Origin of the sequence: Mesorhizobium sp. NZP2077, assembly GCF_013170805.1 — a bacterium.
In the GTDB taxonomy this organism is placed as follows: domain Bacteria; phylum Pseudomonadota; class Alphaproteobacteria; order Rhizobiales; family Rhizobiaceae; genus Mesorhizobium.
Genome location: NZ_CP051293.1, coordinates 6,159,362 through 6,185,996, shown reverse-complemented (window position 1 = coordinate 6,185,996; position 26,635 = coordinate 6,159,362). Strand labels below are relative to the sequence as shown.

Below are 26,635 nucleotides of genomic sequence, written 5' to 3'. Positions count from 1 at the left end.
ATTATCCCGTGGTTTGGCCCACGGGATAAGACTGCCCGCCGTTTCTTCCGGCCTTCCATCGGATTCCAACCATGACCTTCTTGCCATTTCTCATATCAGGTCTCGGAATAGGGGCTGTCTATGCCCTGTCCGGCGTCGGTCTCGTCGTTCTTTTCCGGGCGACAGGAGTACTCAATTTCGCTTTTGGCGCGGTTGGTGCGCTGGGCGCTCATGTCGCCTGGCAGATGCTGGAATGGCGGCTTCCGTTGGCCGCGGCGGTCCTCGCCGCAGTAGCAGTCTCGACGCTGGTCAGTTTCCTGTATGGCAGCTTCCTCGCTCCCCTGTTGTCCCACCGGGACACGGTCGTACGGGCAGTCGGTACGCTGGCACTGGCACTCGTACTGATTGCTGCCATGGGCGTCATCTGGGGCGAACTTCCGCGCAGGCTGCAATTTCCCACCGACCAGATGTTTATGACGCTGTTCGGTGTCCGCCTCACATTTACGCGCATTCTTGCATTGGCGCTGGCCGTCTCGATGGTCGGCGCAATCACCCTGCTTCTGACCCGGACGCGGCTTGGCCTCGATATGCGCGCGCTTGCCAATGACAGGGATCTAAGTTCAATTTTGGGTGTCCGCATCCGGTATACGGAAACCGCGGCTTGGTTGATCACCGGTGTCTTCGCCGGCCTGGCCGGTCTGCTGCTCGGCGATCTGGTCCGCCTGCAAGGCACTTTTCTCACCTTTCTCGTCATTCCGGCGATTGCGGCGGCGATTCTGGGGCAGTTGCGTTCCTTGTGGATCACCGCCTTGGGAGGGCTTTCAATCGGTATTGTCGAAGCCGTTCTGACGCCGCTCGCCACCATCTCTCCCTATCGTGCCGCCGCGCCCTTCATCATCGCCTTGGTTGCCGTGACAATCTTGGGAAGTACGGCGCAGGCCGGCTTGAAGGACCGATGATCATGGCAAATTCGGTGGCTCAAACTTTTTCGGGAACCGGTGCCGCGCGTTTCGCGCGCCGCGACCTCCTCGCCATTCCAGTGACCATGGCAGTCTTTTCTGCTGCCATCGCATGGTCCGCCAATTCCTTCTGGCTATCGGCGGCAACCTCTGCGGTGGCGCTTTCTCTATCGGTTGCCGGGCTTGCCATTCTCTATGGTCAGTTGGGCCTCGTTTCGCTCTGCCAGTTTGCACTGGTGGGCGTTGGTGGCTGGGTTACCCTTCGCGTCGGCCATGGCCTTCATACGCCTTTCGAAGTGAGTGCGCTTGCTGGCGGCATCGCCGCTTCGGTGATCGGTCTTGCATTCGGTTTGCCGGCTCTGCGACTGCGCGGGCTTTACCTCGCTCTGGTCACCTTGATGGTCGCGGGCGCTTTCCAGATCATCATCAGTGCCTGGGGTTTTCCTGATGGCGGTAGCGGATTTCTTGGTCGTGCCGATGGCGCGGGCCGAGCCATGTTGTCTCGCCCGGCTATGGCAGCTGAGGCCGTGCCGTATTTTCTCTATGTCAGTTGCATAGCCGCGGTGGCGTTGATGGTTGTCCAATGGCACAAGTTAACCCGACCCGGCCGTGCCTGGGCGCTGATCCGCAAGGGCGAGACGGTGGCGATATCAGCCGGAGTGCCGGTGCTGATTTACAAGGCATGGGCTTTCGCGCTCAGCGGCTTTCTTGCAGGCATTGCCGGCGCACTTCTGGCCGGTAATGTCGGACAACTCGATGGACGTGCCTTCACCGCCTTCGAAAGCCTCAATCTCTTCGCGCTCGCCGTCGTCGGCGGGGTCTATAATTGGTACGGCGCGCTCATCGCGGGTCTTCTCCTGCGAGCCATTCCTGCCCTCCTCACCGATCTGGGAATCGACGGCTACGTCACCATCGGTATTTTTGGCGCGGCGCTGTTCCAGGCGCTGGCAACGGCGCCCGCAGGCATCGCCGGACAGATCGCCGGACTCATAAACCGTTTGCGCGCCCGTAAGGGCAAGGACGGTGCGGCATGATCGCAATCGAGAATCTAGTCGTTCAATTCGGCGGCGTGCGACCAATCGATCGCTTGACGGCGCAACTCGCAGCGCCCGTGTCCGGCCTCATTGGCCCCAACGGAGCCGGCAAGACGACACTGCTGAACGTGCTGTCCGGTTTCCTGCGGCCGATCGAAGGCAAGGTGACGTTGAACGGGCAGGCATTGCTCGAGCTTTCGCCGCTGCAGCGGGTTCGTGCCGGCCTTCGCCGTTCGTTCCAGACGGAGCAAGTTGTCGAGGATCTGACTGTTGCCGGAAACCTCGCCGCCATTGCCGATCATGTCTTGCCAGCGAGGGCTAGGCTTCATGCGGTCTCGGCGGCGCTGGAGTTTGTCAGGCTGGTTTCCGTCGGCGCCAGACCAGGTGGTTCTCTCAACCTGTTCCAGCGCCGGCTGGTGGAACTCGGCAAATGCGTCGTTGGCGCGCCGAAGCTGATCTTGCTGGATGAGCCCGCGGCCGGGCTCAGCAATGAGGAAAGCGGTGTATTGCGGGAATTGATCCTGCGCATTCCCGCTGAATACGGCGCGCAGGTTCTGGTCATCGACCATGACGTGGAATTGATCCGTGCCATGTGTACCGAAACGCTGGTGCTGGACTATGGCCGGATGCTGGCACTGGGTCCCACCGATGATGTTCTGGCCAGCCCGGATGTTCGTCGCGCTTATCTGGGAGAGTTCTGAAATGGCTGTCCGCTCGATCACCATTTCCGACCTTGTCGTCAATCGCGGTGGCAAGCGCGTCCTGCACGGCATCGGATTTACCGTGCGTCCCGGCACAATCAGCACGTTGCTGGGCGCCAATGGCGCAGGCAAGTCCACGACGGTCATGACGCTTGCCGGCGCCCTTCCGCTTGAAAGTGGAACGATCCGCCTCGCAGAGGTGTCGCTGAACGGTCTTTCGCCGGACCACATCCGCCGCCACGGCGTGGCGCTGGTGCCGGAAGGGCATAGGGTCCTTGGTGCGCTCAGCGTAGAGGATAATCTTTTGGTTGCCGCTCTTGATCGTACCACCCAGGGCCGACGTTCCGGGCTCGAGCGCGTCTATGCGATCTTTCCCGAACTTGCTGAGCGGCGGCGTCAATCGGCGTCCGACCTGTCGGGTGGCCAAAAGCAGATGGTGGCGATGGGGCAGGCCTTTATCGCCCGTCCCGATTTCATGATCGTTGATGAACTGTCCCTCGGCCTGGCGCCAGGGGTCGTCCGGCGATTGGCGGAGGCGCTGACGCTTGCCGCGGCGCAGGGTATCGGCGTGCTGCTGATCGAGCAGTTCGCCCATCTGGCGCTCGGGCTCGCAACGCACGCCATGGTGCTTGAACGCGGGCGGCTCGTCTATGATGGGCCCTCGGCGACCCTGCGTGAACAGCCCGACATTCTGCACGGCGCCTATCTGGCACAGTAGGGACTTGAAGACAAAACCGGTTAGCTCGAAGGGGCGCGAGCCGCGCCTGGGCAGGAGGTCCGCCATGGGAAATACAGGCGCCATTCCACCGGCCGTAACGGTGACCCGCATCGACCGCGCGCCATTCGACGCGACCAGAATTGCAACGGGCTGTGAATTCGCCAGCGCCGCTGCTCAATTGTTCGGGAATGTTCGGCTGGAATTTCCCAGCGAACACAAGACCGGCCGCAGGTTGGCCTCGCTGCCATTGGGTGATTGCAGGCTGTCGCAGTTGCAGGCTGGAGTTCACACCGTCCATGGGGAGCGCGTTGCCGCCCGCTCCTTCGATCCCGATGCCGTGAAGCTCATCATCCAGTCTACCGGCCAATCCGTGCTTGAGCAGGGCGGATCACTGAGCGTCTTTCGCAACAATGCTCCAATTATCTATGATCCCACCCGCCCTTACCGGCTCGTCAACAAAACACCGGTACGGCTCTTGATGTTGCAGCTGCCCCGTGGCCGCTTTCCGCAAGCGGTGCTGCATCGGCTCAAGAGTCCGATACTGCCCGAGGAGAACGGCCTCGTGCCCATTTTGCTGGCAATGATGCGCTCAACGATGACGCAGGCGGACACTGTCGGTGCTGCAGCCCGCGCCGGTATTGGCTCGGCGATGATCGAACTGGTTCACGGTCTCATCGATGGGAAACCAGACCCATTGCCTCAAATGCCGCGACCGCCACTCGATCTTCTTCTGGAGCGCGTTAAGGCGTTCATCGCTCACAATCTCTCCCGTCCGGACCTCTCGGTTGAGCTGATCGCCCGGCGAATGGGCTGCTCGCAGCGTTACGTTTATCGCGCTTTCGACCAACACGGCACCACGCCTTCGGACTATGTCTGGGGTTTGCGTCTTGAGCACGCACGCGCCAGTCTGCAAAGGCAAGACCAGAGGGCACGCTCGATTACCGACGTCGCCTTTTCGCTTGGCTTCTCGTCCACCTCGCATTTTTCTCGGGCATTTCGACAGCGCCATGGCATGACGCCAAGCGATTGCCGCCGCCAGGCATGACCCTGGCAGCGATCCCGCTACACCATGGACTGGGCGACACGCAATGTGTCGGTAAATTGCTCGAAACTGCGGATCTTGCCGCCCGATGCACCCCACACATGAGCCACGCGGGCGCTGAAGGATTTTCCTGTTTTCTTGTGGGTGCCGGTATAAGTGCCGAGGCCGATCGCCGAGCTGCCGGCATCCAGGAGCCGCTCAAGGGTGAAAGTATAGTCGTCGAAGGTGCTACCCAACGCCTTGAAGACATTTTCGACCACGGCCGGTCCGCCGATATAGGTGCCGGCGCAGGGAAAGCCTTCCATCTCAGTCCAGCGGCAGTCGTCGGCGATATCGGCAATCATGCCGGCTATGTCATGCCGGTCGTTTGCCTCGTAATGTGCTTTCACCAGTTCGTAGGCTGTCTTCATCATCGTGTCCCCGTGTTTTCACACCGGCTCCTGGCCGGGCAGGTAATAGGTTTTAGATGCCTTGCGGATGAAGGCGCCGGCCGGGCTGTTCTGGATGTGTCCGTCTCCAGTGATACCGAGGAATTTGCCGGTCGAGCGCATATCCTTGAAATTGTAGAAGAAGGTAGACGCGACCGCGATCTTGAATTCGCGGAAGGTGAAGACGTACTGATCATCGTCGAATTTGTAGGTGGTGGTCAGGTCCACGTCGCCGTGTCCGCGCTGGACGCCGACCAGGCACTGCCATGCATAGCGCTGCGACGACAGATATGTGTGCTCGTAGACATGGTTGGGACTGTAGGTGAAGTGAGCCCGCAGCCCGATCAGGTCGCGGCTTTCGGCGGGCGCGGAGATGTCTCTTTCGGCAACGGCCGTCGTGCCGGCGCGGAATATCTGGGCGACCTGCGGTTCGCCGACGGAGAGTTCCTTGTCGCGAACGATCGAATAAATTGACAGGGCACGGCCTTTCGCCGTGTTGAGGATGATTGTCTCGGCCTCTTTCTGGCGCGCTGCGAAAATAATCTCGATGAAGAACGTGTTTTCCGCAACCTCAATGACTTCGGCGCTGTCTTGGGCGGAGTTGGTGCCGTCCGACCATGTCACCTTGCCATTGCTAAAGGATAAATCGAGCTTGCGGCCATCATCGAAGGTGATTGTGTGGGAAGAGCCTGACAGAGCGCTGGTTGCGGGCAGTCGGTTGGCATCGATGCCATAGGCGAACTGGTCGTATGTTTTCCAGTCCTTTGGGTTCTGTTGGGTCATTCCGAGGTTCCTCCTGTTCGGCATCTATTGTGCGAACGCAAGCGTCGGCAGGTCGACCGTGCCTGCACCGCCGTCCACCGTGAGAATAGCGCCGTTGATCATCGATGCTTCGCCCGATGCAAGAAAGCAGACGGCGTTGGCGACGTCTTCGGGACGCGCAGGCCGCCCAAGCGGCACGTCCTTGGTCACCAGAGCGTAGGCTTCCTCTATATTGTTCAGCCCGTTCCTCTCCACGAGGAATTGCATCTGTTCATCGGCCATGGTGGTCGTCACCCAGCCCGGGCAGACGGTATTCGTGCGCACGCCGAAACGGCCGTAATCGCGCGCCAGCGATTTCGCCAGTCCGATGCACGCGTGCTTGGTGGTGACGTAACCTGCGGCATCAGGCCCTGCGAAAAGGCCAGCAATCGAGGCCACAATCACAATCGTGCCTTTTCGCTCGATGAGTTGCGGCAGGCATTCGCGAGCGCTGACGAATGCCGTATTGAGATTGAGCCTGACGGAAAGATCCCATGTGGTGTCTGGCATCGCAATTGTCGGCCCGACGCCGTGACCTCCGGCGTTGGCAACCAAAATATCGATGCATCCAAAACGCTCGACGATGGCGGCGACCGCTGCTTTCATTGCCGCACCGTCCGCTGCATCTGCCGAAAATACATAAGCGCCGATCTCGTCCGCAACGACGCGAAGCGGCTCGACGCGACGTCCGACGAGAGCGACATTGCCGCCTTCAGAACAGATCCGCCGCGCGACAGCTGCTCCGATTCCTGTTCCTCCACCGGTAATGAGTGCTGTCTTTCCGGCAAACCGCATTCCCGACATCCTTCTTTTGGAGGCTTGACCCTGCATCAGCCCAACCTTGAAGTCGTGTCCCAGAGCGAAATCCGATTTGACTGAGAACGAACTTTCTCGAACTGCCGGGTGCCTTCTCCCGCACGGCATGGGCGGTTCTGCCGACGTTGCTGCGGCTGTTTTCGCGCACGTTGCGTCCTGAAACTCGATCTGGTTCCGCGCAACCGCTGGCCATTCCGTGACCAGACTGGAGCACCATTCACGGTTGAGGTTCAGGCAACGTCGAGATCGACCACCGGAAGCCCTGCGTGCCGCGGCCCCCCTAGAGGGGCCAATAGCTTCGTGTTGGCACGGGCAAGCAGGGTCACTGCGTTGCCGATGGCGACGAAGAGTTCGAGATAGCGTTTTGCCAGCGAAAGATCGCCGATCAGTATCCCGGCTGGCTTGCCGTGCGCCCCAATACTGACCAGCGCCTTCTCCACCGCCGTCTCCGCCTGGGTCACCCGGTTTGCCGAGATGCCCCTATCGTCGGCAAGATTGAACCGTGATTGATCCGATCGTCGGTGTGGCGTACCGGATTAACTACTGCCTGCATGGATATGCGCGGCTTTCACGCAAAAGTGACGTTGATCGTTCCATGCCGGCCGAAATCGGCGATGATGTTGTCGCCGTGACGCGTCTCCACCGGGCGCACGAACGAGCCTGACAGCACCACCTGTCCGGCAGCGATCTGCATGCCGTATTGGTGCAGCCGGTTGGCCAGCCAGACGATCCCCTTGGCCGGATGGTCGAGCACGCCGGCGCCAAGGCCGGTTTCTTCGACCTCGCCGTTGCGCGAGACGATTGCGCCGATCCAGCGCAAGTCAGCTTCGCGCGGTCCAGACGCGCGGCCGCCGACGACGATGCCGGCATTGGCGGCATTGTCGGAGATGGTGTCGAAGAAGGTCCGGACCTTGCCGGTTTCCTTGTTGATGCGCTCGATACGGGTATCGAGGATTTCAAGGGCAGGGGTGATGTAGTCGGTGGCGTCGAGAACGTCGTCGATCGACACGTCCGGGCCAGCCAGCGGCGCCTTCATGACGAAGGCGATCTCGGCCTCGATGCGCGGCTGGATGAAGCGGCCGGCGGGAACGATGCCGCCATCCTCGAAGAACATGTCGTCGAACAGCACGCCGGAATCGGGAATGTCGATGGCGAGCGCCGATTGCATCGCCTTGGAGGTCAGGCCGATCTTCCAGCCTTTGATCGTCAGGCCCGACGCGACCTTGTGCTTCACTAGCGCTGCCTGCACGAGGTATGCGTCATCCATCGTCGCCTCCGGAAAGTCGAGGCTGAGCAACGTGATCTGGCGGCGGTCGCGTTCTGCCTCGAACAGCCGCGTGGCGGCGTCCTCGACTTGCTGAGGAGTCATCATGCTGTCCCTTCGTCGACGACGCCGTTGCGCAGCAGGCCGATGCCGTCGGCCTCGACCTCGATGACATCACCCGGCTTCAGCCAGATCGGCGGCTCGAAGCGGGCGCCGGCGCCGGTTGGCGTGCCGGTGACGATGACGTCGCCTGGCACCAGCGTGGTGAAGGTCGAGACATAGTTGATGATCTTGCGGAAGGAAAAGATCATACGGCTGGTGCGGTCCTGCTGCCGCAGCTCACCATTGACGCGGGTGGTCAGCGCGATGTCGGCAATCTGCGCCTCATTTGTGAACGGCACCAGCCACGGGCCGATCGAACCGCTGCGGTCGAAATTCTTGCCCTGGGTGACGTTGAACTTGGCGTGGCGGACCCAGTCACGGATGGTGCCTTCATTGCACAGCGACAGTGCTGCGATGTGGTCCAGCGCACTGGTCTCGGGGATGCGCCGTCCGGCCTTGCCGATGACGATGACGATCTCACCCTCATAGTCGAGCTGCGGCGATTCCGGCGGCCGCACCAGCGGAGTGCCATGGCCGACGAAGGAGCGCGGGAAGCGGACGAACAGCGACGGGTTCCCCGGTGCCGCCTGGCCGTCCTTGTACTCTTCGTTGCGGTCGGGAAAATTGACCCCGACGCAGATGATCTTTTCCGGCGAGGGGACAGGGATTTCGTAGGTGATGGCGTCGAGCGGGAAGTCGGCGGCGAAGGCGTCGGCTTCCTCGGCCAGGCGCTGCAAGGCGTCGGCCTCGATGACTTCGCGCAATGTCGGCCATTGGCCATGGCGCGCCGACAGGTCGACGACGCCGTTGCCGGTAATCGCACCGTAGCGCTGTTTGCCACCGATGGTGAATGTCGCCAGCCGTGCCCGTGCCGTCATGCTGATTTCCCCATCACGCCTGTCTTTGTTCGCATCACGGCGCCACGATCGGCGAAGCCGCCAGGTCGGACCTGCGAGGCTCGACGCCGGCAAAGACGCTGCCTTCCTCGAACCAGCTTTTTGGCGCCGGCGCGCCCCAAAGCGTCTGGCGCTGTGGATCCGTCAGGTCCCATTTGATCGGCTCGAGATCGGGATCGACGGTCTGGTAATCCGAGCAGTAGATCTCGATGCGATGATTGTCGGGGTCGCGGATGTAGAGGAAGAAGGCGTTGGAGATGCCGTGCCGGCCGGGGCCACGTTCGATATTCGGCAGCCAGCCGGTTGTCGCCATCAGGTCGAGCAGGTCGATGATGTTGAGCGGCGTCGGCACCCAGAAGGCGACGTGGTGCAGGCGTGGGCCGATGCCGTTGGTGAAGGCGATGTCGTGGACGCCGCCCTTGCGGTGCGTCCAGGCCGCCCACAGCTTCCCGGTCGCTTCATCCTCGGTGTACTCGGTGACGCGAAAACCAAGCTCGTTGTAGAACGCCACTGATTCATCAACATTGGGCGAGAAGCAGTTGAAGTGGTCGATGCGCAGCGGTTTAACGCCTTTGTAGAGCGCATATTTCTGGTGAATCGGCGGCAGGCGGTCCATTTTCGAGTAGAATTCGAGCGGAATGCCGTGCGGATCGCGGGTGCGGAAGGTTCGTGACTGGTAGGGCCGTTCCACCCATTCCACCGGCAGGCCCTTACCTTTGAAGAAATGGTCGGCCTTGTCGAGATCTTCTTCGGAAAAGACCTTGAAGCCCAGATCTCGCGCTTCCGCCTTATTGGATTTCCTCAGCACGACGCAGTGATGGCCGCGCTCCTCCATTGCGCGGAGATAGATGGCGTCCGAAGTCTCGTCTGTTACCTGCAGGCCGAGTGTATCGACATAGAATGCGCGGGACTTCGAAAGATCGGTGACGCAAAGCTCGACATGGCTGAGCCGCACGATGTTGAACGGCGGGTAGAGATTGGGTTTCGGCAGCGACATGAATTTCCTCCACTAGTTGTCTTGGCGACGGACAATGCCGCCGCGTGGGTTTTCATTTGACCGGGAAGACGACATTCGCCTGACCGGTGCCCGAACTTGGAAAATATTCGCCGATCAGCTCGCCTCTGCCGGTATATTTGTCCCATCCCAGGGCGCCGAACATCATGGCGGTGTCGTGCATCGAGCCTTCGCCGCAGCAGAAGTTTGCGTAGTCACCGAGCATCTTCAGGAAGGTTGCGATTTCGCCCCTCTGCCACAGCTCCAGCACGCGCAAATCGACCTGGTGATTGAACTCCGACGAAATGGTGAAAGTGCCGTTGTTGGCTTCATATTCGTCATTCGCCCAAATCTTATGGGAAAGTGACCCGGACGCCACCAACAGTACCTTGCTGTCACTCTCCTCGATCGCCTCGCGGATCGCCTCGCCCAGTTTGCGGCTCGATTCGTGGCTGTGAACCGTGCACCAGGCCGCAATCGAAACGACTTTAAATTCGCCGGAACGAGACATGAAGTGCATCGGCACGAGGGTGCCATATTCGACTTCCAAACTGTCGATGTGGTGCGCAAGCGTATAGACGGCCTTCGCCCGCGCCTTTTCCGCGATCAGGTCACCAAGATTTGGGTTGCCATCATATCTGAACGGCATGTCCTGGATGAATTGCGGAAATTCGTTTGAAGTGAACAGGCCTTCGAAATGGCTGTTGGCGTTGATGTGGTAGCCGGCATTGACCACCCAATGCGTATCGCAGATCACGATCGTGTCAGCTCCCAGTTCCTTGGCGCGACGGGCAATTTCGATATGTCCATCGATTGCTTGTTTGCGCAGGCCGAAGACGCGGCCCGACTGTTCCGACATCAGCATTGTCGGCACGTGCGTGACTTTTGCAGCGAGAACGATTTCACCCATGATACACCTCCCGTGGTTGACCATCGCACACCAACGGTAATTTATTTACCATGTTAATCAGTTGATCTGGATCAAGCGCTCGTTTCAACCGCCAAGTTTCTGGATAGTGTGTGCTGCGGTCGCGAACGCGATGTTCTTGGTCTCCATGTAGAAGTCGAAGGAACGATCGCCGCCATCGCGACCGATGCCGGAATTCTTGAGGCCACCGAACGGTGTTGGCAGGTGGCGCACATTCTCGGAATTGACCCAGATCATGCCGGCGTCGAGCGCGTCGGTGAAGCGGAACGCACGGGTAACGTCCGCAGTCCAGAGATACCCGGTCAGGCCGTATTGCGTGTCATTGGCGAGCGCCAGCGCTTCGGCCTCGTCCTTGAACGGGATGGCGGTCAGCACCGGTCCGAAGATTTCTTCCTGCGCAATGCGCATGCGGTTGTTGGCGCCGGTGAACAGCGTCGGGCTTACATAGCTGCCACCACCCGGACCCTCAAACTTGGCACCGCCGGCAGCAACTGTGGCGCCTTCCGAGCGGCCAATCTCGATATATTCGAGAACCTTCTTTTCATGCACAGGATGGATTAGGGGCCCGATGACCGTTTTCGGATCGAGCGGGTGGCCGACCACGATGCGCTTTGCCCTTTCGGCGACCTTGGCGGTGAAGCTTTCATAGATCGAGGCTTCGACCAGCAAGCGGGACGATGAGGTGCAGCGCTCGCCGTTCAGCGAGTAGATCATGAATACCGCCGCGTCAGCGGCGCGATCGAGATCGGCGTCGGCAAAGACAATGACCGGGTTCTTGCCGCCAAGCTCAAAATGCACGCGCTTCAGCGTGTCGGCGCCTTGCTTCATGATCATCGAGCCAGTGCGGCTTTCGCCGACGAAGCCGATCGCCTTGATGTCGGCGTGTTCGGTCAGTGCCTTGCCGGCGTCCTCGCCAAAGCCATTGATGAGGTTCCAGACGCCCTTCGGCAGCCCGGCCTCTTCGGCGATCTCGACCAGAAGCCGTGCCGTGAGCGGCGAGAACTCGGCCGGCTTGTGGACGATCGTGCAGCCGGCGGCGAGTGCCGGCGCGATCTTCCATGTCGACAGCATGAAGGGCGTATTCCACGGCGTGATCACGCCGACGGGCCCGATTGGCACGCGTGTCGTCATGTTGACCTGGTTCGGTGCGCGGAACGTCTCGCCGTCGCGGGCTACCGGCGCACGGTCGGCGAAGAAGCGAAAATTCTCGGCACCGCGCAGCGCTGCCTTGGCCATGAACTTCAGCGACTGCCCGGTGTCCATGCACTCGACGAAGGCGATCTCCTCGGCGCGTGCGACGATGGCGTCGGCAATCTTGTGAAGAAGTTTCTTGCGGGCGTCGCCGGCAAGCGCCGCCCAGTCACGGAAGGCTGCCTTTGCCGCTTTGGCGGCTCGGTCGACATCAGCGGCCTTGCCGCGCGCCACCTTGGCGATCGGCTGCAGGTCGACAGGCGACAGTGTCTCGAAGGTCGAGCCGTCGGCGGCCGGTACGGCCTCGCCGCCGATCTGGTTGAGCACGCCTGTGCTCCGGAAGCGCTCGAGATAGGCCTCGGCCTTCTTGAGATTGTCGTCTAGTTCGGTCATGGGGTCTTCCCTGTCATTTGCCGCTGTGTCACCTACCGCGCAGACGCGGGTGGATGGCATTCTTCTTCCAGCTCAGTTCGGCGTCGATCTCGCGAATCTCCAGAGACAGTGCGAAATGCGGCGTCGCAAAAAGCGATGCGAGATGCTTCGAGACGGCTGCGAAGATAGCTTCGCCGGCGAGCTTCTTTTCCTCGGCGCTGCGGCCCTTGCCGATGCGGAGGTTCATGTCGATGAAGCCGTTCTCGGGCAGGCGGTCGGCAATCGCATAGGCCTTGGCACCAAAGGCGCGCACCCTGACCGCACCCGGCTCGAACAAGCCGGTTGCGAGAATGGTGCGCGCGACCAGCGCGCAAAGCTCGCTCATGTCGACGTTGGCGTCGAGATTCGCGGAATATTCAATCGCCATGTGTGGCAAGGGTTCCTCCGCAGGCGTCGCCGGTCTTTTGTAATTAACATGTAAATTACATCTCGACGATCGAGAGTCAAGCGCTTTTCGTTTGATCCCGGTAAATTCGACGTCGAGATTCCCGAAATGAGCTGCGTGTGGTGAGGGTATCTGCTGCCCTCACCACCGGCGTCTCTGATCTTTTATGATTAACATGTAAATTGTATCTTGACAATTGAATGTGAAGCGTCGTTTTCTGTCAGGACCCACGCCCGGGCGGGATTGCCGCTCCCGGCAAAATCGCGGATATAGCTGCGATCCGGATTTCATTCGCATTGCGAGTCTGAACTGGAACCGGATTTTCGGAGACCTGACCTTGCTACCGCCCAGCACCCGCCGCTCATTGCCGATGGCTCTTCTGCGCGCCCGCGAAGTGATCATGACGCATTTCCGGCCGATGCTCGCCCGTCACGATATCACCGAACAGCAGTGGCGCGTGCTGCGTGTGCTCGCCGAATCCGGTCCGCTCGAGGCCACTGAACTTGCCAATCGCGCCTCCATCCTGCCGCCGAGTCTCACCCGCATCATCAAGACGATGGAGGAGCGGCGGTTCATCTCCCGCAACAAGGTCAAGGGCGACGGGCGCAGGGCTCGGCTCGCCATCAGGTCGGCGGGGCTGGCGCTGATCGAGGATCTGTCGCCGGAGCGCACCGCCATTTATGAAGCAATCGAGCACCGCTACGGCGCCGAGCAGCAGGAACGCCTGCTCGACCTGCTGGAGAGCCTGATCCAGACGGAGTCGTCTACGGATCAATCTTGACCCTGCTCGCCCCTCGCAAAGGGGCGTTCGTCGCTCTAAAAGCCAAGCAATTGGCTTTTCGTCCGCTGCGCGGACCGCTCCTCACCCACCAAAACTCCCCAAGGCTGTCGGCTGCACGTAGTTGCGATCGACATAGAGCAACGCGGCTTCACCGCTGCCGTGACGGATGTCGACAACGCGACCGAACATCACATTGTGCGTGCCGACCCGGTTCACCTCGCCGATCTCGCAGTCGAAGCTGACGATGGCGTCCAGCAGCGCCGGCGTGCCGGACGGCATCGTGTGCCATCGCGCGGAACGATAGCGCTCGGTCATGTCACGGATCGCTCCGGCGAACTTCGCCGCCAGATGCATATGGGCCTGCGTCAGCACGTTGACGCAGAAGCGCCGGTTGGCGAGGAACAGACCAGTCTGCGCCGAGCGCTCGTTCATGCAGATGAGCAGCGTTGGCGGATCGTCGGACACGCTGCACATGGCGGTCGCGGTGAAACCGCCGCGACCGGCCGGACCATCGGTGGTGACTATGTTGACCGGGGCACAGACGCGCGCCATTGCGTCACGGAATTCGAGCCTTGCGACCTGCGTCTCCATGGCCGGCCTTAGTCCGCATTGGCCGGCAACGCCGGCAGCCAGGTGTCGCCGGTCCAACCCTTCTCGTCGTAGTCGGCCATGCAGGTATCGACCAGTTCCTCCATCGTCTTCAGCCGTCCGCTGCGTTCGGCGCCCTTCAGCACCTGCAGCCGCACCTCTTCCGGCGCGCCGGCATAGTTGAGCTCGTAGAGCGCGTGGCGGCCGCCGAACTCGGTGCCGGTCGCGTCCCACAACAGCTTCATGATCTTGATGCGTTCTATGTGGCCCATGTCGCCGGATCCGCGCACATATTGCGCCAGATAGCGGTCGATCTCCGGATTGCCGAAATCCTTGGCCGAGGAGGGGAGGTAGATCAGACCCGAGGCGATGACCCGGCGCACCGTGTCGATGACCCGCGGATAGGCTTCCGACATGAAGGTCCGGTAGGCGAGCGCAGCCTCCAGATTGGGCAGCACCGCGCCATTCGCCCACGGGATCGGGTTGTACGCCATGGCATTGGAAAAACTCCAGAACATGTGCCTGAGCGCGATGACCTCGCCCAGTGCCGCCTGGTTGCCTCGGAAGGCGTCGCCGCCGGTTGCGCGCAGCGCCTTGGCCAGCAGGCCGGCAAGGAAGTCGAGCTTGACGGCAAAGCGCGTGCAGCCCTGGAAGCAATAGCCGTGCATGAAGCCGGATGCCGGGTGGAATGAGAGTATCTTCTGCGCGTCGCGCAGCACCAGCACGTCCTCCCAGGGTATGAAGACGTTGTCGAGCACCAGGATGGCGTCGTTCTCGTCGAAGCGCGACGACAGCGGATAGTCGAACGGGGTGCCCACCGTGTTGGCGGTTTGCTCGTAGGAGACCCGGCAGAACATCTTTATCCCCGGCGCATTCATCGGTACGATGAACATCACCGACAGCGACGGGTCTTCGGTCACCGTTGCCGAACTCTGCGCCAGGAAATTGTAGTGGGTCAGCGCCGACGACGTCGCCACCACCTTGGCACCGGACACATAGATGCCGGCGTCGGTTTCCTTGGTGATATGGACGAAGACGTCCTTGACCTGATCGGCGGGTTTGTCGCGGTCGATTGGCGGGTTGACGATGGCATGGTTCATGAACAGGACGGACTCCTGCGCCCGCTTATGCCAAGCCAAGGCATTGTCCTTGAACTGACCGTACCATTCGGCATTGGCGCCGAGCGTGTTCATAAGCGCTGCCTTGTAGTCGGGCGTGCGCCCCATCCAGCCATAGGACATTCGCGACCACTCTGCGATCGCCGTCTGCTGCTCGACCAGCTCCGAGGAGGATTTGGCGACGCGGAAGTATTTGTGCGTGTAGCCGCCCGAACCGGTGTCGGTGGTCGAGGTCAAGGAGTCGCGCCGCTTGGGGTCATGCAGCGCATCGTAAAGGCGTGCCAGCGACCGTGCCGAATTGCGCATCGCCGGATGCGTGGTGACGTCGGCGACGCGTTCGCCGTTGATATAGACCTCGCGACCGTCGCGCAGGCTCTCCAGATATTCGGCCCCGGTGAACGGCCGTTTCGTGTCGGCCCGAAAATCTTCCGATCGCATCATGATCCTCCCTTTGATGGATCGAACTGTAGCCCGGCGCCGTCTGGTGGGTTATGGACGAAAGACCAAAACCATTTGGACTTTTTCGGATGCCATGAGCCAGACCAGCATTCCCGAATTCTTCGTCTATGGCGAACCGGCGCAAGCGCTCGACGTTGGCTTCCTCCATGTCGAGACGGTTCTTGCCCGCGCCGCGCTGCATCGGGGCCAGGTCCTGGCGCACAAGCATCCGCAAATGGCGCAGATCACGTTCTGGACGAGCGGCAGCGGCAGCTATCGGATCGAGGACCAGACCTGGAGTTTTTCGGCGCCGACTGTGAGTTTCATGCCGAGCGGTGTGGTGCACGGCTTCAGCATCGAACCGGGTACCGATGCCATCGTCGTCTCGGTTGCCGATGCAGCACTTGCCGCCATCAACGAGCATTCCCTGCTGCCACTTGACCAACCGGTCTTCGTCTCCGGGCGCGGCGAAACGGCGTTGTGGGAGAAACTCGTAAGCACGATCGCCATGATCCAGTCGGAATATGCCGACGCCTTGCCCGGCATGGACAAAATCCTGCCGCCGCTGATCGCCGTGGCATTGTCAGGTATTGCGCGCCTCGATGCCGAGTCGCATTCCGTCGCGGTGCCGGCCGCAGTGGCGCTGGCCGGCCGCTTGCGGCGGCTGATTGACCGGCACTTTCGCGACGACTGGCCGGTCGAGCGCTATGTCGCGGCACTCGGCACCACGCGCCATCTGCTCGACAAGGCGGCACGGCAGGGCCTGGGCGCGGGCGTGCGCCAGACGGTCAGCGAGCGGCGGCTTGTCGAAGCCAAGCGCTTGCTGTTGTTCACCGTGCGCTCCGTCGAGGATATCGCATACGAGACGGGGTTCAATGACCCCGCCTATTTCTCACGCTTTTTTCGCTCGGCCGTCGGCCTGTCGCCGGCAGCGTGGCGGCGGCTGCGCCTCGGTCAGGACTGACCTGGTCGCCCGTCAGGCAGCGGCCGTCAGTCCGGCGTCGAGAGCCTCGGCGATCTTCACCACATCGGCGGAGGAGATGACGAGCGGCGGCGAGAGAATGACGGTGTTGCCGGAGACGCGCAGCATGACGCCGGCCGCATAGGCGGCATCGGCGACGGCATTCATCGTCTTCTTGTCGGCCGGCTTCTTGGCGGCGCGGTCGGAGACCAGTTCGAGGGCGGCCATCAGCCCGATGTACCTGACATCGCCGACCAGTGCGTGTTTGGCCTTCAGCGCCTCCAGCGCCCTGCCGAGTTCGTCACCGCGCGCAGCGGCGTTGTCGTGCAGGGCGAGCCGCTTGGTCTCGGCAAGTGCGGCGAGCCCCGCCGCGCAGCCGACCGGATGGCCGGAATAGGTGTAGCCATGGCCGATGGCGCCGAAACTGGTCTTGTCGGCTTCGAAGACCTCGGCCACCTTGGCGCCGATCAGCGTCGCGCCGAGCGGGAAGTAGCCCGAGGTGATCGCCTTGGCGATGGTCATGAAATCCGGTTTCACACCTGAGAGACGCGAGCCCGACCAGGCGCCGGTGCGGCCGAAGCCGGTCACCACCTCGTCGGCGATGAGCAGGATCTCGTGGCGGTCGCAGATGGCGCGCACCATTGGCATGAAGCTCTCATGTGGGACGATGACGCCGCCGGCGCCGAGCACCGGCTCCATGATGAAGGCGGCGATGGTGTCGCCGCCCTGGAAGGCGATCTCGTCCTCGATGGCGCGGGCGCAGAGTTTGGCCAGCTTCACCGGGTCGGTCTCTTCGAATGGATTGCGATAGGTCCAGGGTGCCGGTGTGTGGAAGACGCCGGGCATCAGCGGCTCGTAGTTGCGGCGGAAATTGGCATTGCCATTAACCGAAGCGCCGCCGAAATGTGTGCCGTGATAACCCTTCTTCAGCGCCAGGAATTTTGTCCGGTCGCCCTGGCCGCGGATCTTCCAGTATTGCCGGGAAAGCCGCAGCGCCGTCTCCACCGAATCCGAACCGCCGGAGGTGAAAAAGGCCCTGACCATGCCCTCCGGTGCGAACCAATCGCAGAGTTCGAAGGCGAGCTCGATCGACGGTCCGGTCGAGGTGCCGCGAAAGCCGGAATAGTAGGGCAGGGCGTCGAGCTGGGCGGCGATCGCCTGCTTGATCGGGTCGCAGCTGTAGCCGAGGTTGACGTTCCAGAGGCCGCCGACCGCGTCGAGCACGGTGCGGCCGTCAATGTCGGTTACCTCGACGCCATTGCCCTTCATGATGATCCTGGGCGGCGTCGCCCGCATCTCGGCCGGATGCGCCATCGGATGCCAGATCGGCTTGGCGTTGTTCTCGGTGAGGAAGTTGATGTCACGCATCGCTGGGGACTCCGGAATTTTCTGGATTATGGGGTGGCGAGGCCAAAATGACCAAGCGCCTCGGCATAGCTTCGCGCCGGCTCGGCGACTTCGAAATGCACGGCCAGCATGCCGGCCGCGAGCGCGCCGTCGACATTGCGCTTCTGGTCGTCGACGAAGACGCAAGCGGCCAAGGGTAGATCAAGTGCTTCGCCTATAATGGCATAGGCGCGCGGGTCGGGCTTGAGGATGTAGTTGTAGGTGGCGTCGACGATGGTCTCGAACAGCGACAGCAGCGGCAGCCGCTCGCGGAACGTGCTGCCGTAGAACAGGTCGAGCTCGTTGGAGAGGATGGCGAGCCTGACGCCGGCGTCGTGTGCTTTGCGGATCGCCTGCTCGGCCTCCGGCCGCAGCACGGCTTGCGGATCGGCGCCGCGCGCGCGTTGCACGAAGGTCGACATGTCGCGCCAATCCTCGCCGACCAGCAGGCCGACTTCGCTGGTGCGCGTCCTCCAATAGTCGCGCTCGCTGATTTCGTCGGCTTGCATTGCTCGCCACAGCGGGTCTGATGCCTGGTCGAACGGCCCGCGCCAGTCGAGCGAGCCGGGCGCCAGTCCGAGCGCGCGCTCGGTCAGCGCATGCGTCTCGAACAGGGTGCGGGTGACGACGCCGCCGAAGTCGAGCACCAGCGCCTGTGGCCGCATCGCGCTCATGCGGCCTGCTTTCCCTGTGGCGCCCCTGGCGGGATGAGACCCTCGGTGACCCAGCGATCGAAAATCTCCAGCGCCTTGGCACTGAAGGCGGCATCATTGATGTGTCCTGAGATCTCGTGCAGCTCGGTATTGCCGGGCACACTGGCGCGCATCTCCTCGACAAAAGCTGCCAGCGCTTCCGGGTCGTATAGCGGCTCACCGTCCTGGTCCCATTGCTGGATGCCACCAGCGGGCAGAATGAAGGCAGTCGGCCCGGTCGCGGAGGCCAGTTTTTCCCCGATGGCGCGTGCGATTTCCCTGCGGGTTTCGCCATCCGAAGTCACGGAAGCGAGCAGCCGGTTATGGGCATGGTAGGGGCGCTCGATGAATCTCATCGGTACGGCTTGCCAGGTTGGAAAATCCACCATGTCGACGGCGCCAGGTGCGACGATCTGCGGGATCCCTTGCCGCCCGGCATTCTCGAGCCGGTCGGCGCCCGAACTGACCACCGAGCCGGTGAGATGGTTGGCAAGCTCCTGCAGGCTGAAATCCATCACCGCGACGAAGCCGCGCTGCGCGGCGATTGCTTCCAGCGCCCTTCCGCCCATGCCGGTGGTGTGGAAGACGATGACTTCATAGCCGCGCTTTTCCAGCTCCGGCTTCAGCACCACCATGTAATGCAGGCAGCTCTTGCCGAGCGAACTCATGCCGATCCGTGGCCGCGACGCATCCGGTTTGACGACGGCGCGCGCAGCACCGACCACCGCGCCGCTGGCTTGCGACAACACCGCCTTGCAGGCGCCATTGAGGCCGTAGAGACCGCCCGCCCACAGGATCATCATCAAATCGGTGGCGATCCGTTCCGGCGGCACCAGATGCGAATAGGCGATGGTCGAGATGACGAATTTAGGCACGCCGAGCGGCAGCGCAAGGGCGACGTCGAGCGCAAGGTCGGTTCCCATGGAACCGCCAAGCGCGATGAAGCCGTCGATCGCGCTTTGGTCGTAGAGCGCACGCGCAAGTCGTGAGGCGCCGAGCGCCATCAGCGTCATCGCCGTATTCTCGTCGCCGCTGGCAATGATCGCCGCGATCGTCGTGTCTGCAGCTTGAGCCACGGCGTGCTTGTCGTGCTCCGGCCGGTAGGGTGGATCGCCGAGCACGCTGACATCCATCATAACAGCGATGCCGCCGACCGCCTCGATGCGCTCGCGCATGAACAGCAACTCATCGGCCTTGGTGTCGCCCGTGCCAATAACCAGGATTCGGCGTTTGTCCTGCAAAGTCAGTCTCCTCGGTGAATGATCAACGTATGTGCCTGCATCATGATGCGCGCCACCGCTCCGGCAGGCTGCGTCGTCCGGCAAGCCGCTCGCCGATGCTGCGTGCGGTATCCGCGACGCTTGAACCGTAGCGCTCGATATCGCCCTCCACCACACGCGCCTGCGGTGCGGCAATGGCAACGGTGCCGATGGCAAAACCGCCGGCGCCCAGGATCGGCGCGGCGACGCTTTGCACGCCTTCCTCGAAACCTTGCGAGCCGATCGAATGACCGCGCACGCGCGCTGCCGCAATCTCTTCGGCCAGCGCCGCTGCGCCGGACACGGTGAAACGCGTAAAGGCCGGCAGGGGGCCTGCCACAATGGCTTCGCGGATGCGGTCTTCGGTGAAAGCCAGGAAGGCAATGCCGGACGCGGTCGCATGCATCGGCAGGTATCCGCCGAGCGCCACACTGACGCGGTTGGCCTTGGCCGATTCAACGACATGAACGGTAATCAGGCCGCGCTTGGAGTATTCCGACAGATGCACCGTCTCGCCGATTTCACTGGCCAGTGCCTCGACCAGCGGCGCTGCCGTTCGCAGGAATGGAAACTGCGCCTCACGCATCAGCGCCAGCCGACCGAGACCAGGGCCGAGCCGGTAGAGGCGGGTGGTTTCGTCCTGCTCCACCAGCTCATGTTCCATGAGCGAGAGCAGCAGCCGGCGCGTTGTCGCCTTGTCGAAGTTCGCATGGCGAGCGAGGTCGGCCAACGCCATCTCGGGCTCGCCGCGACCCAGCATTTCCAGCAGGGAAATGGCTTTGGTCACCGTGCTCATGCCTGTTTGATCCTCCGATCGTGTACTTAACGTGCGAATTAACTTGACAGGAAGTGGATTCCTTTGCAAGTCTATATTCGAAATGCCGTTACAAATAATGAAATGAACATTGGGCCCTCAAGAAGGCCGAGGCATTCCAGGGACACTTGTTTCCGCAGCGCGGAATTTGGAGGGTAAAATGACGACAATCGAAACCGGTGAGGTCAACCGGCTGAGGAAGAACAGCCTCGGCGTCGGCGCCATCACCTTCATGGTTATCTCGGCAGCGGCGCCGCTGACGGCTGTCGCCGGCGGCACGCCGCTCGGCATGCTGATGGGCAATGGTGCAGGCTTTGCCGGCACCTATCTGATCGTGACCGTGCTGTTGCTGCTTTTCGCGGTTGGCTATGTCGCCATGTCGCGTCATGTCGGCAATGCCGGCGCCTTCTATGCCTACGCGGCGCGCGGACTCGGCGGCCTGGCCGGCGGTGCCACGGCGCTGATCGCCATCCTGTCCTACAACGCCATGCAGATCGGCGTCATGGGCCTGCTGGGTGCCGCGACCGCGGGCCTTTTCGCCGGCTGGGGCATCAATTTACCCTGGTGGGTGTGGAGCTTCATCGCCATCGCGCTCGTTGCTGTGCTCGGCTACCGCCAGGTCGATCTGTCGGCCAAGATCCTGACGGTGCTGGTGCTGTGCGAATATCTGGTAGTGCTGGTCCTCGACATCGCCATCCTCAAGACGGGCGGCGACAGCGGCCTGTCGGCGGCGCCGTTCAGCTGGAGCCAGATCACCTCAGGCGCCCCGGCCATCGCCATCCTGTTCTGCTTTGCCGCCTTCATCGGCTTCGAGGCGACGACGATCTACGCCGAGGAGGCGCGCGACCCCAAGGTCACCATTCCCAGGGCGACCTATTTCTCCGTCCTGCTGATCGGCGTTTTCTACACGGTCACCGCATGGCTGATGGCGGTCGGCGCCGGTGTCGACAAATTGCTGCCGGCTCTGCAGGGGCTTCAGGATCCGACCACTTTCCTGTTCGGTCTGTCCGACCGCTACGCCGGGACGATGCTCTCACACGCGATGAGCATCCTGTTCGTGTCGAGCCTGTTTGCCGGCGTGCTGGCGTTCCACAATGCGGTGGCCCGCTACATCTATGTCTCGGGCCGCGAGAAGCTGTTGCCGCAGACGATCGGCGTGACACATTCGGTGCACCAGAGCCCGCATGTCGCCTCGGTCATCCAGAGCGTGCTGGCCGCGGTCGTCGTCGGGCTGTTTGCCGTGCTTGGCCTCGATCCGGTGCTAGCACTGTTTTCATGGCTGACCAATGTCGCCACGCTCGGCGTCATCGTGATGATGGCGGTCGCCTCGCTCGCTGTGGTCATGTATTTCCGCGCCAATCCGTCGGCCCAGGAAAACGCGCTGAAGACCACTATCCTGCCGGGGCTGACCTTCATCGCCTTCGTCGTCATCATATACCTCATCGTCATCAATTTCGGCAGCCTGTCGGGTGCCGGCGGCTTCCTCGGGGCGTTCCTGCCGGCCCTGGTGCTGATCGCCGCGGTCGTCGGACTGCTGCTGGCGGGGGCGTTGAAGAACCGCGATCCGGTCGCCTTCGAGAATCTCGGCGTGCCGCTGAAGGACTAAGACAGACGAGAAGGGGCGGCGCGCTCGGCGCCGCCCTTTACCATTTCTCTTTGGGCCGGTTTTTCGCGCGCGAGCAAATGTGCCTTGCGGTAAGGCTGCTGCTCCAACGCTTCCCCGATCTCAGCCTGGTGCCCGGCAGGAATCCGGAGTTCCGCGGCTGGGAGTTCCGGGCGCCAACCACATTGCATGTCAGTTTCGGAGCCGGTTCGCCATGATCAGTCAAAATGCCATCGACACGCTGCGCAAGATGGAGATCGGCGCGCGCGGTCTGTTCATCGATGGCGAACGAGCGGCGGGAACAAGCGGCGCGACATTGCCTGTCATTTCGCCGATCGATGGCCGCGCCTTCGCCAGCATTGCCGACGGCAATGCCACCGATATCGACCGCGCGGTCAAATCGGCGCGCAAGGCGTTCGAAAAGGGTTCCTGGTCGCGGGCCGCCCCCGCCTTCCGCAAGAAAGTGTTGAGCAGGCTCGCCGAACTCATCGAAAAGCATGTCGACGAACTGGCGGTTCTGGGCGTGCGCGACAACGGCACCGAGATCGGCATGGCCTACAAGGCCGAGCCGATCTCGGCCGCCGGCACCATCCGCTACTACGCCGAGGCGATCGACAAGGTCTATGGCGAGATCGCGCCGACGGCCGAGAATGTGCTGGGGCTGATCCACAAGGAGCCGCTCGGCATCGTCGGCGTCATCGTGCCGTGGAACTTTCCGCTGATGATCGGCGCCTGGAAGATCGCGCCCGCCCTTGCCGCCGGCAATTGCGTGGTGGTCAAGCCGCCCGAGATCGCGTCGCTGACGCTGCTGCGGCTGGCGGAGCTGGCCAGCGAGGCCGGCCTGCCCGCCGGCGTGCTCAATGTCGTCACCGGCCGCGGCTCCGTCACCGGCGAAGCGCTCGGCCTGCACATGGATGTCGACGCCATCGCCTTCACCGGCTCGGGACCGGTTGGTCGGCGGCTGCTCGACTATTCCGCCCGCTCGAATTTGAAGCGCGTCTTCCTCGAGCTCGGCGGCAAGTCGCCCAACATCGTCTTTGCCGATGCGCCTGATTTGAAGCAGGCGGCGGTCGTCTCGGCCAATGGCATTTTTCGCAATTCCGGCCAGGTCTGCGTTGCCGGTTCGCGCCTGCTCGTTCAGACGTCCGTCTATGACCGCTTCATGGACGAGCTTGTCTCGGCGACCACGCGGCTGAAGGTCGGCGATCCGCTGGATCTCACCAGCGATATCGGCGCGGTGTCGAGTGCGGAGCAACTGAACAAGAATCTCGGCTTCGTCGCCAAGGCTAGGGAAGACGGCGCAAGGCTGGTCACCGGCGGCGAACGGATCCTGGCCGAGACCGGCGGCAGCTACATGGCGCCGACGATCTTCGAGAATGTGACGCAGGACATGCAGCTTGCGCGCGAAGAAGTGTTCGGGCCGGTGCTCGGCGTCATGCGTTTCGACACCGAGGAAGAGGCGGTGCGGCTTGCCAATTCGACGGTCTACGGGCTCGCCTCTGCGGTGTGGACATCAAACCTCTCCACCGCGCACCGCATGGTGCGCGCCATCAATGCCGGCGTCGTCCATGTCAACACCTATGGCGGCGCCGACATCACCGTGCCGCTCGGCGGCGTCAAGCAGTCCGGCTTCGGCCGCGACAAGTCGCTACACGCGCTGGAGAAATACCTAGAGCTTAAGACAGCCTGGATCGCGCTCGGTTGAGGGACACGGCTGAAGTGATTTGGAGCGAGACGGGTCCATTCAAGTGGCTGACGACACGAGTGCGCGCTCAGTCAAAACAAAGTTCCGGCTCGGACAAGACGGCCGGCATTGCGCCAATCAAGATTGAACATGTGATCGAACCGCCGGTTCGAACAAATCCGAAATCGGAGGGTTGCAGTTGAGCGCGTTTCTCGGCAATCCGATGGTCACCACTGCGGCGCTACCCCTGCTGCTCGGCATTGTGTTGGCGCTGCTGGTGAAACTCGTCGCCCCCGGGGCGTCCGTCACTGCAACGCTGATCGTAGGCGCGGCTGTGCTGTTCCTGTACTGGGACACGGTCGGTGCGCCGGCCTTTCCACCAACCGCCGCCAGCCAGAAGCTGGTCTATCTCGCGGCCGCTGGCATTGCCGTCGGGCAGCTGTTCGGGCGCCTGCTGAACGGCCCGAGGGCCGGCGTGTTTGCTGCCTTTGCCATCGTCGGGGCCTTCGCGTGGCTCGGCTGGCGGCGGGTCCTTGCCGGTCCCGTGGATCTTCAAATGGTTGCAGCAGTCGTCGTTGGCCTGCTGACGGCAGCCGGAGCGGCGGCACTGATGACGATGCGCACCGAGCCGCCGCCAGCTGAGCGGCCGTTCATGATACCGGCCGCAGTGCTCACCTCGTCGCTCGCCGGCGCCTTGACGTCGGTGCTCGGCGCCTCGATCGTCGTCGGCCAATTGCTCGGGTCGCTCGCCGCGCTGATCGGAGGCTTGTGTCTGGTCGAGTACATCGCGGTACTGCGCGGTCGCCCCGCATCGGGCTGGGGCAAGGGCGTCGAATTTCTCGTGCTCTTCGCCGCGGGCACGGCGATCATTCAGGTCGCTCTGCTGGCGCCGAAGGCCAACCCCGCAGCGTTGATGCTTTCACCTTTGCCGCTGCTGGTGGCAGCGTTTCTCGCTGGCCCGCTGCAAATCCTGCTTCCCGCCAGCCGTCCTTTACGGCCGCTTGTTGCGGGCTTCCTGATCGCCATACCGGCGATGCTGTCTGTGCTCGCGGCGATCGTCTGGGCGCCGCACGGGGCAGCGCTCGGTTTTTCCTGAGCTCTACGACAATACCTTCAACAAACGGGAGAGATATGTGACGATACGAAACCTGATCGCGGCCCTGGCCTTTGTCGGCGCTTCTGCAATGGCGTCGGCCGCCCATGCCGACAATTACGAGATCGACGGCCAGCACAGCTGGGTCACCTTCACCATCAAGCACGGCATCTACGGCATCGCCCATGGCCAGTTCGACGCCGTCAAGGGCGCGATCGTCATGGACAAGGCTGATCCATCGAAGAGCAACGTCAAGGCCGAGATCGACGTCGGCTCGGTCCACACAGCTTTCGATCAGCGCGACAACGACCTCAAGGGTCCCGACTTCTTCAACGCGGCCGAGTTCCCGACCATCAGCTTCGAGAGCACCAAGGTCGAGAAAGTCGACGACAAGACCGGCAAGGTGACCGGCAATCTGACCATTAGCGGCGTTGCCAAGGAAATCTCGCTCGACGTGACGCTGCGCAACGAAGCGCCGGCGCCATGGGATGCGACGCTGACCAAGGCGGCCTTCACCGCCACCGGCAAAATCAGCACCGCGGACTTTCCGATGGCAAAAGCCGCCGACGGTTTCGGCCTCGGCCCGGAAGTCGACATCGTCATCGATCTCGAGGCGGTAAAGAAGTAGGCAGCGCTACGGGTAGCGCCGCGCGGCACATGAGGGCCGCGCGGCAGTCCCTATGCGGGCGTGTCAACGGCAGAGATGCGGGTATCAGGCGTCGCCGGCCAGGCGCGCCGAAATCAGCCTTGCCGCCCGAACCGCCGCCTGGCCCTGGCTGGCCGCGACCGCGTCGTCGACGCGCGATACCGGCGACGCCACCGCCAGCGTTCCCAGGGGATAGCCGTCGGAGCCGAGGATCGCCGCGGCGATGCTGTGCACTCCCTCCTCATAACCTTGCGAGTTGCGCGAATAGCCGTGTAACGCAACGAGGTGGATCGTTTCGATGACTTTGTCGTGCCGCGTGACCGTATGCGGGGTGAAGGCATCCAGCGGTTTTCCGAGATAGGCATCCACTGTCTCCGGGCGCGAGGCGGCGAGGAAAGCGATGCCGGATGCGGTGCCGTGCAGCGGCAGCACCTGTCCGACATCGACGTTGACGCGATTGGCCTTTGCCGAAAGCTCGACATGCATGATGAGCAGCTCCCCGGCGCTGAATTCCGACAGGTGGACTGTCTCGCTGGTCTCAAGCGCCAGATCGCGCAACACCGGTGCTGCGATCCGGATAAAAGGGAAATGCGCGTCACGAATCCGGGCCAGCCGCGACAGGCCGGCGCCGAGGCGGTAGCGGCGGCTTTTCGGCTCCTGCTCGATCAGCCGATGGCCGGCAAGCGCGACCAGCAGGCGCCGGGCGGTGGCTTTGTCGAGACCGGCCTTACAGGCGAGGTCGGAGAGGCCGATCTCCGGCTCGGCCAGCGTGAACAGTTCCAGCAGCGAGATCGCCTTGCCGACTGTGCTCATGTGAGTTCTCCGAGATAGTTCGCGTGTGAAATAACTTGACAGCGGTCGTTGCGCCTTGCAGGTTGTTTATAACATACAAAATCATGGTT

The 26,635-nt window shown here is 62.4% G+C and carries 27 protein-coding genes and 1 pseudogene; 11 read left to right on the top strand and 17 right to left on the bottom strand.

What is annotated here, in order from left to right:
* Nucleotides 1–71 precede the first annotated feature (71 nt).
* From HGP13_RS30685 to HGP13_RS30665, 5 genes are all read left to right on the top strand, one after another.
* Nucleotides 72–938, top strand: coding sequence for a branched-chain amino acid ABC transporter permease (locus tag HGP13_RS30685; protein ID WP_172232943.1), 867 nt, complete (start codon nt 72–74; stop codon nt 936–938).
* Nucleotides 935–1,972 (top strand): branched-chain amino acid ABC transporter permease, encoded by a 1,038-nt coding sequence (locus HGP13_RS30680; RefSeq protein WP_172234916.1) that lies wholly within the window; start codon nt 935–937, stop codon nt 1,970–1,972. The genes HGP13_RS30685 and HGP13_RS30680 overlap by 4 nt, the downstream gene beginning before the upstream one ends.
* Nucleotides 1,969–2,673: an ATP-binding cassette domain-containing protein gene (locus HGP13_RS30675; RefSeq protein ID WP_172232940.1), complete on the top strand. Its 705-nt coding sequence runs from the start codon at nt 1,969–1,971 to the stop codon at nt 2,671–2,673. The genes HGP13_RS30680 and HGP13_RS30675 overlap by 4 nt, the downstream gene beginning before the upstream one ends.
* A 1-nt stretch (nt 2,674) precedes the next feature.
* A complete protein-coding gene (locus HGP13_RS30670) occupies nt 2,675–3,391 on the top strand; it encodes an ATP-binding cassette domain-containing protein (RefSeq protein WP_172232937.1) in 717 nt (238 codons plus the stop codon).
* A gap of 64 nt (nt 3,392–3,455) precedes the next feature.
* Nucleotides 3,456–4,436 carry an AraC family transcriptional regulator gene (locus tag HGP13_RS30665; RefSeq protein ID WP_172232934.1) on the top strand — a complete coding sequence of 327 codons (981 nt, stop codon included), beginning with the start codon at nt 3,456–3,458 and terminating at the stop codon, nt 4,434–4,436.
* 17 nt (nt 4,437–4,453) lie between these two features.
* Here the strand turns inward: HGP13_RS30665 and HGP13_RS30660 are convergent, their stop codons facing one another.
* The 10 genes and pseudogenes from HGP13_RS30660 to HGP13_RS30615 form a co-directional block, all read right to left on the bottom strand.
* On the bottom strand, nt 4,454–4,843 hold the full coding sequence (locus tag HGP13_RS30660) for a nuclear transport factor 2 family protein (protein ID WP_172234915.1): 390 nt from the start codon (nt 4,841–4,843) through the stop codon (nt 4,454–4,456).
* Nucleotides 4,844–4,861: 18 nt separating this feature from the next.
* Entirely contained in the window at nt 4,862–5,644 is a 783-nt protein-coding gene (locus tag HGP13_RS30655; RefSeq protein ID WP_172232931.1) for a MoaF C-terminal domain-containing protein, read from the bottom strand.
* A 24-nt stretch (nt 5,645–5,668) separates the two neighbouring features.
* The gene (locus tag HGP13_RS30650; protein WP_172232928.1) at nt 5,669–6,457 is read right to left on the bottom strand and encodes an SDR family oxidoreductase; all 789 of its coding nucleotides are present in this window, start codon (nt 6,455–6,457) and stop codon (nt 5,669–5,671) included.
* Nucleotides 6,458–6,708: 251 nt separating this feature from the next.
* A pseudogene (locus tag HGP13_RS30645) lies at nt 6,709–6,958 on the bottom strand (hypothetical protein); the annotation flags it as partial.
* An 88-nt stretch (nt 6,959–7,046) separates the two neighbouring features.
* Nucleotides 7,047–7,850, bottom strand: a complete 804-nt coding sequence (gene hpaH, locus HGP13_RS30640; protein WP_172232925.1) for a 2-oxo-hept-4-ene-1,7-dioate hydratase — start codon at nt 7,848–7,850, stop codon at nt 7,047–7,049.
* Complete coding sequence (locus HGP13_RS30635) at nt 7,847–8,722, bottom strand: fumarylacetoacetate hydrolase family protein (protein ID WP_172232922.1); 876 nt, start codon at nt 8,720–8,722, stop codon at nt 7,847–7,849. The genes hpaH and HGP13_RS30635 overlap by 4 nt, the downstream gene beginning before the upstream one ends.
* A gap of 34 nt (nt 8,723–8,756) precedes the next feature.
* Nucleotides 8,757–9,737 (bottom strand): 3,4-dihydroxyphenylacetate 2,3-dioxygenase, encoded by a 981-nt coding sequence (hpaD, locus tag HGP13_RS30630; protein WP_172232919.1) that lies wholly within the window; start codon nt 9,735–9,737, stop codon nt 8,757–8,759.
* Between the two features lie 52 nt (nt 9,738–9,789).
* Nucleotides 9,790–10,644: a 3,4-dihydroxyphenylacetate 2,3-dioxygenase gene (gene hpaD / locus HGP13_RS30625; protein ID WP_172232916.1), complete on the bottom strand. Its 855-nt coding sequence runs from the start codon at nt 10,642–10,644 to the stop codon at nt 9,790–9,792.
* A gap of 84 nt (nt 10,645–10,728) precedes the next feature.
* Complete coding sequence (gene hpaE / locus HGP13_RS30620; protein ID WP_172232913.1) at nt 10,729–12,246, bottom strand: 5-carboxymethyl-2-hydroxymuconate semialdehyde dehydrogenase; 1,518 nt, start codon at nt 12,244–12,246, stop codon at nt 10,729–10,731.
* A 28-nt stretch (nt 12,247–12,274) separates the two neighbouring features.
* Complete coding sequence (locus HGP13_RS30615) at nt 12,275–12,661, bottom strand: 5-carboxymethyl-2-hydroxymuconate Delta-isomerase (RefSeq protein WP_172232910.1); 387 nt, start codon at nt 12,659–12,661, stop codon at nt 12,275–12,277.
* A 379-nt stretch (nt 12,662–13,040) separates the two neighbouring features.
* Here HGP13_RS30615 and hpaR point away from each other — a divergent pair, with 379 nt between their 5' ends.
* Nucleotides 13,041–13,451 (top strand): homoprotocatechuate degradation operon regulator HpaR, encoded by a 411-nt coding sequence (hpaR, locus tag HGP13_RS30610; protein WP_172232907.1) that lies wholly within the window; start codon nt 13,041–13,043, stop codon nt 13,449–13,451.
* An 81-nt stretch (nt 13,452–13,532) separates the two neighbouring features.
* Here hpaR and HGP13_RS30605 read toward each other — a convergent pair whose 3' ends face one another.
* Together HGP13_RS30605 and HGP13_RS30600 are read right to left on the bottom strand one after the other, a co-directional pair.
* The gene (locus HGP13_RS30605) at nt 13,533–14,042 is read right to left on the bottom strand and encodes a flavin reductase (RefSeq protein WP_172232905.1); all 510 of its coding nucleotides are present in this window, start codon (nt 14,040–14,042) and stop codon (nt 13,533–13,535) included.
* Between the two features lie 8 nt (nt 14,043–14,050).
* Complete coding sequence (locus HGP13_RS30600) at nt 14,051–15,595, bottom strand: 4-hydroxyphenylacetate 3-hydroxylase N-terminal domain-containing protein (RefSeq protein ID WP_172234914.1); 1,545 nt, start codon at nt 15,593–15,595, stop codon at nt 14,051–14,053.
* Nucleotides 15,596–15,689: 94 nt separating this feature from the next.
* Here HGP13_RS30600 and HGP13_RS30595 point away from each other — a divergent pair, with 94 nt between their 5' ends.
* Nucleotides 15,690–16,559 (top strand): helix-turn-helix domain-containing protein, encoded by an 870-nt coding sequence (locus HGP13_RS30595; protein WP_172232902.1) that lies wholly within the window; start codon nt 15,690–15,692, stop codon nt 16,557–16,559.
* 12 nt (nt 16,560–16,571) lie between these two features.
* On the opposite strand, the gene HGP13_RS30590 is transcribed toward HGP13_RS30595, so the two are convergent.
* From HGP13_RS30590 to HGP13_RS30575, 4 genes are read right to left on the bottom strand one after another with little or no spacing between them, the layout of a single operon-like run.
* Nucleotides 16,572–17,924 (bottom strand): aminotransferase class III-fold pyridoxal phosphate-dependent enzyme, encoded by a 1,353-nt coding sequence (locus HGP13_RS30590; RefSeq protein ID WP_172232899.1) that lies wholly within the window; start codon nt 17,922–17,924, stop codon nt 16,572–16,574.
* A gap of 26 nt (nt 17,925–17,950) precedes the next feature.
* Nucleotides 17,951–18,616 carry an HAD-IA family hydrolase gene (locus tag HGP13_RS30585; RefSeq protein ID WP_172232896.1) on the bottom strand — a complete coding sequence of 222 codons (666 nt, stop codon included), beginning with the start codon at nt 18,614–18,616 and terminating at the stop codon, nt 17,951–17,953.
* Nucleotides 18,613–19,875, bottom strand: a complete 1,263-nt coding sequence (locus HGP13_RS30580) for a Tm-1-like ATP-binding domain-containing protein (RefSeq protein WP_172232893.1) — start codon at nt 19,873–19,875, stop codon at nt 18,613–18,615. The genes HGP13_RS30585 and HGP13_RS30580 overlap by 4 nt, the downstream gene beginning before the upstream one ends.
* A gap of 40 nt (nt 19,876–19,915) precedes the next feature.
* A complete protein-coding gene (locus HGP13_RS30575) occupies nt 19,916–20,689 on the bottom strand; it encodes an IclR family transcriptional regulator (protein WP_172232890.1) in 774 nt (257 codons plus the stop codon).
* A gap of 178 nt (nt 20,690–20,867) precedes the next feature.
* Here HGP13_RS30575 and HGP13_RS30570 point away from each other — a divergent pair, with 178 nt between their 5' ends.
* The 4 genes from HGP13_RS30570 to HGP13_RS30555 all read left to right on the top strand — a co-directional run bounded on the left by HGP13_RS30570 (nt 20,868) and on the right by HGP13_RS30555 (nt 25,715).
* On the top strand, nt 20,868–22,313 hold the full coding sequence (locus HGP13_RS30570; RefSeq protein ID WP_172232887.1) for an APC family permease: 1,446 nt from the start codon (nt 20,868–20,870) through the stop codon (nt 22,311–22,313).
* A gap of 211 nt (nt 22,314–22,524) precedes the next feature.
* Entirely contained in the window at nt 22,525–24,015 is a 1,491-nt protein-coding gene (locus HGP13_RS30565; RefSeq protein ID WP_172232884.1) for an aldehyde dehydrogenase, read from the top strand.
* 178 nt (nt 24,016–24,193) lie between these two features.
* Nucleotides 24,194–25,090, top strand: coding sequence for a hypothetical protein (locus tag HGP13_RS30560; protein ID WP_172287218.1), 897 nt, complete (start codon nt 24,194–24,196; stop codon nt 25,088–25,090).
* 37 nt (nt 25,091–25,127) lie between these two features.
* Complete coding sequence (locus HGP13_RS30555) at nt 25,128–25,715, top strand: YceI family protein (protein ID WP_246707166.1); 588 nt, start codon at nt 25,128–25,130, stop codon at nt 25,713–25,715.
* An 84-nt stretch (nt 25,716–25,799) separates the two neighbouring features.
* On the opposite strand, the gene HGP13_RS30550 is transcribed toward HGP13_RS30555, so the two are convergent.
* Nucleotides 25,800–26,546 carry an IclR family transcriptional regulator gene (locus HGP13_RS30550; protein ID WP_172232878.1) on the bottom strand — a complete coding sequence of 249 codons (747 nt, stop codon included), beginning with the start codon at nt 26,544–26,546 and terminating at the stop codon, nt 25,800–25,802.
* Between the last annotated feature and the right edge of the window lie 89 nt (nt 26,547–26,635).

Coding starts and splice junctions, on each gene's coding strand:
- HGP13_RS30685 (WP_172232943.1), top strand. CDS start 72: ATGACCTTCTTGCCATTTCTCATATCAGGTCTCGGAATAGGGGCTGTC.
- HGP13_RS30680 (WP_172234916.1), top strand. CDS start 935: ATGATCATGGCAAATTCGGTGGCTCAAACTTTTTCGGGAACCGGTGCC.
- HGP13_RS30675 (WP_172232940.1), top strand. CDS start 1,969: ATGATCGCAATCGAGAATCTAGTCGTTCAATTCGGCGGCGTGCGACCA.
- HGP13_RS30670 (WP_172232937.1), top strand. CDS start 2,675: ATGGCTGTCCGCTCGATCACCATTTCCGACCTTGTCGTCAATCGCGGT.
- HGP13_RS30665 (WP_172232934.1), top strand. CDS start 3,456: ATGGGAAATACAGGCGCCATTCCACCGGCCGTAACGGTGACCCGCATC.
- HGP13_RS30660 (WP_172234915.1), bottom strand. CDS start 4,843: ATGAAGACAGCCTACGAACTGGTGAAAGCACATTACGAGGCAAACGAC.
- HGP13_RS30655 (WP_172232931.1), bottom strand. CDS start 5,644: ATGACCCAACAGAACCCAAAGGACTGGAAAACATACGACCAGTTCGCC.
- HGP13_RS30650 (WP_172232928.1), bottom strand. CDS start 6,457: ATGCGGTTTGCCGGAAAGACAGCACTCATTACCGGTGGAGGAACAGGA.
- hpaH (WP_172232925.1), bottom strand. CDS start 7,850: ATGATGACTCCTCAGCAAGTCGAGGACGCCGCCACGCGGCTGTTCGAG.
- HGP13_RS30635 (WP_172232922.1), bottom strand. CDS start 8,722: ATGACGGCACGGGCACGGCTGGCGACATTCACCATCGGTGGCAAACAG.
- hpaD (WP_172232919.1), bottom strand. CDS start 9,737: ATGTCGCTGCCGAAACCCAATCTCTACCCGCCGTTCAACATCGTGCGG.
- hpaD (WP_172232916.1), bottom strand. CDS start 10,644: ATGGGTGAAATCGTTCTCGCTGCAAAAGTCACGCACGTGCCGACAATG.
- hpaE (WP_172232913.1), bottom strand. CDS start 12,246: ATGACCGAACTAGACGACAATCTCAAGAAGGCCGAGGCCTATCTCGAG.
- hpaR (WP_172232907.1), top strand. CDS start 13,041: ATGGCTCTTCTGCGCGCCCGCGAAGTGATCATGACGCATTTCCGGCCG.
- HGP13_RS30605 (WP_172232905.1), bottom strand. CDS start 14,042: ATGGAGACGCAGGTCGCAAGGCTCGAATTCCGTGACGCAATGGCGCGC.
- HGP13_RS30600 (WP_172234914.1), bottom strand. CDS start 15,595: ATGCGATCGGAAGATTTTCGGGCCGACACGAAACGGCCGTTCACCGGG.
- HGP13_RS30595 (WP_172232902.1), top strand. CDS start 15,690: ATGAGCCAGACCAGCATTCCCGAATTCTTCGTCTATGGCGAACCGGCG.
- HGP13_RS30590 (WP_172232899.1), bottom strand. CDS start 17,924: ATGCGTGACATCAACTTCCTCACCGAGAACAACGCCAAGCCGATCTGG.
- HGP13_RS30585 (WP_172232896.1), bottom strand. CDS start 18,616: ATGAGCGCGATGCGGCCACAGGCGCTGGTGCTCGACTTCGGCGGCGTC.
- HGP13_RS30575 (WP_172232890.1), bottom strand. CDS start 20,689: ATGAGCACGGTGACCAAAGCCATTTCCCTGCTGGAAATGCTGGGTCGC.
- HGP13_RS30570 (WP_172232887.1), top strand. CDS start 20,868: ATGACGACAATCGAAACCGGTGAGGTCAACCGGCTGAGGAAGAACAGC.
- HGP13_RS30565 (WP_172232884.1), top strand. CDS start 22,525: ATGATCAGTCAAAATGCCATCGACACGCTGCGCAAGATGGAGATCGGC.
- HGP13_RS30550 (WP_172232878.1), bottom strand. CDS start 26,546: ATGAGCACAGTCGGCAAGGCGATCTCGCTGCTGGAACTGTTCACGCTG.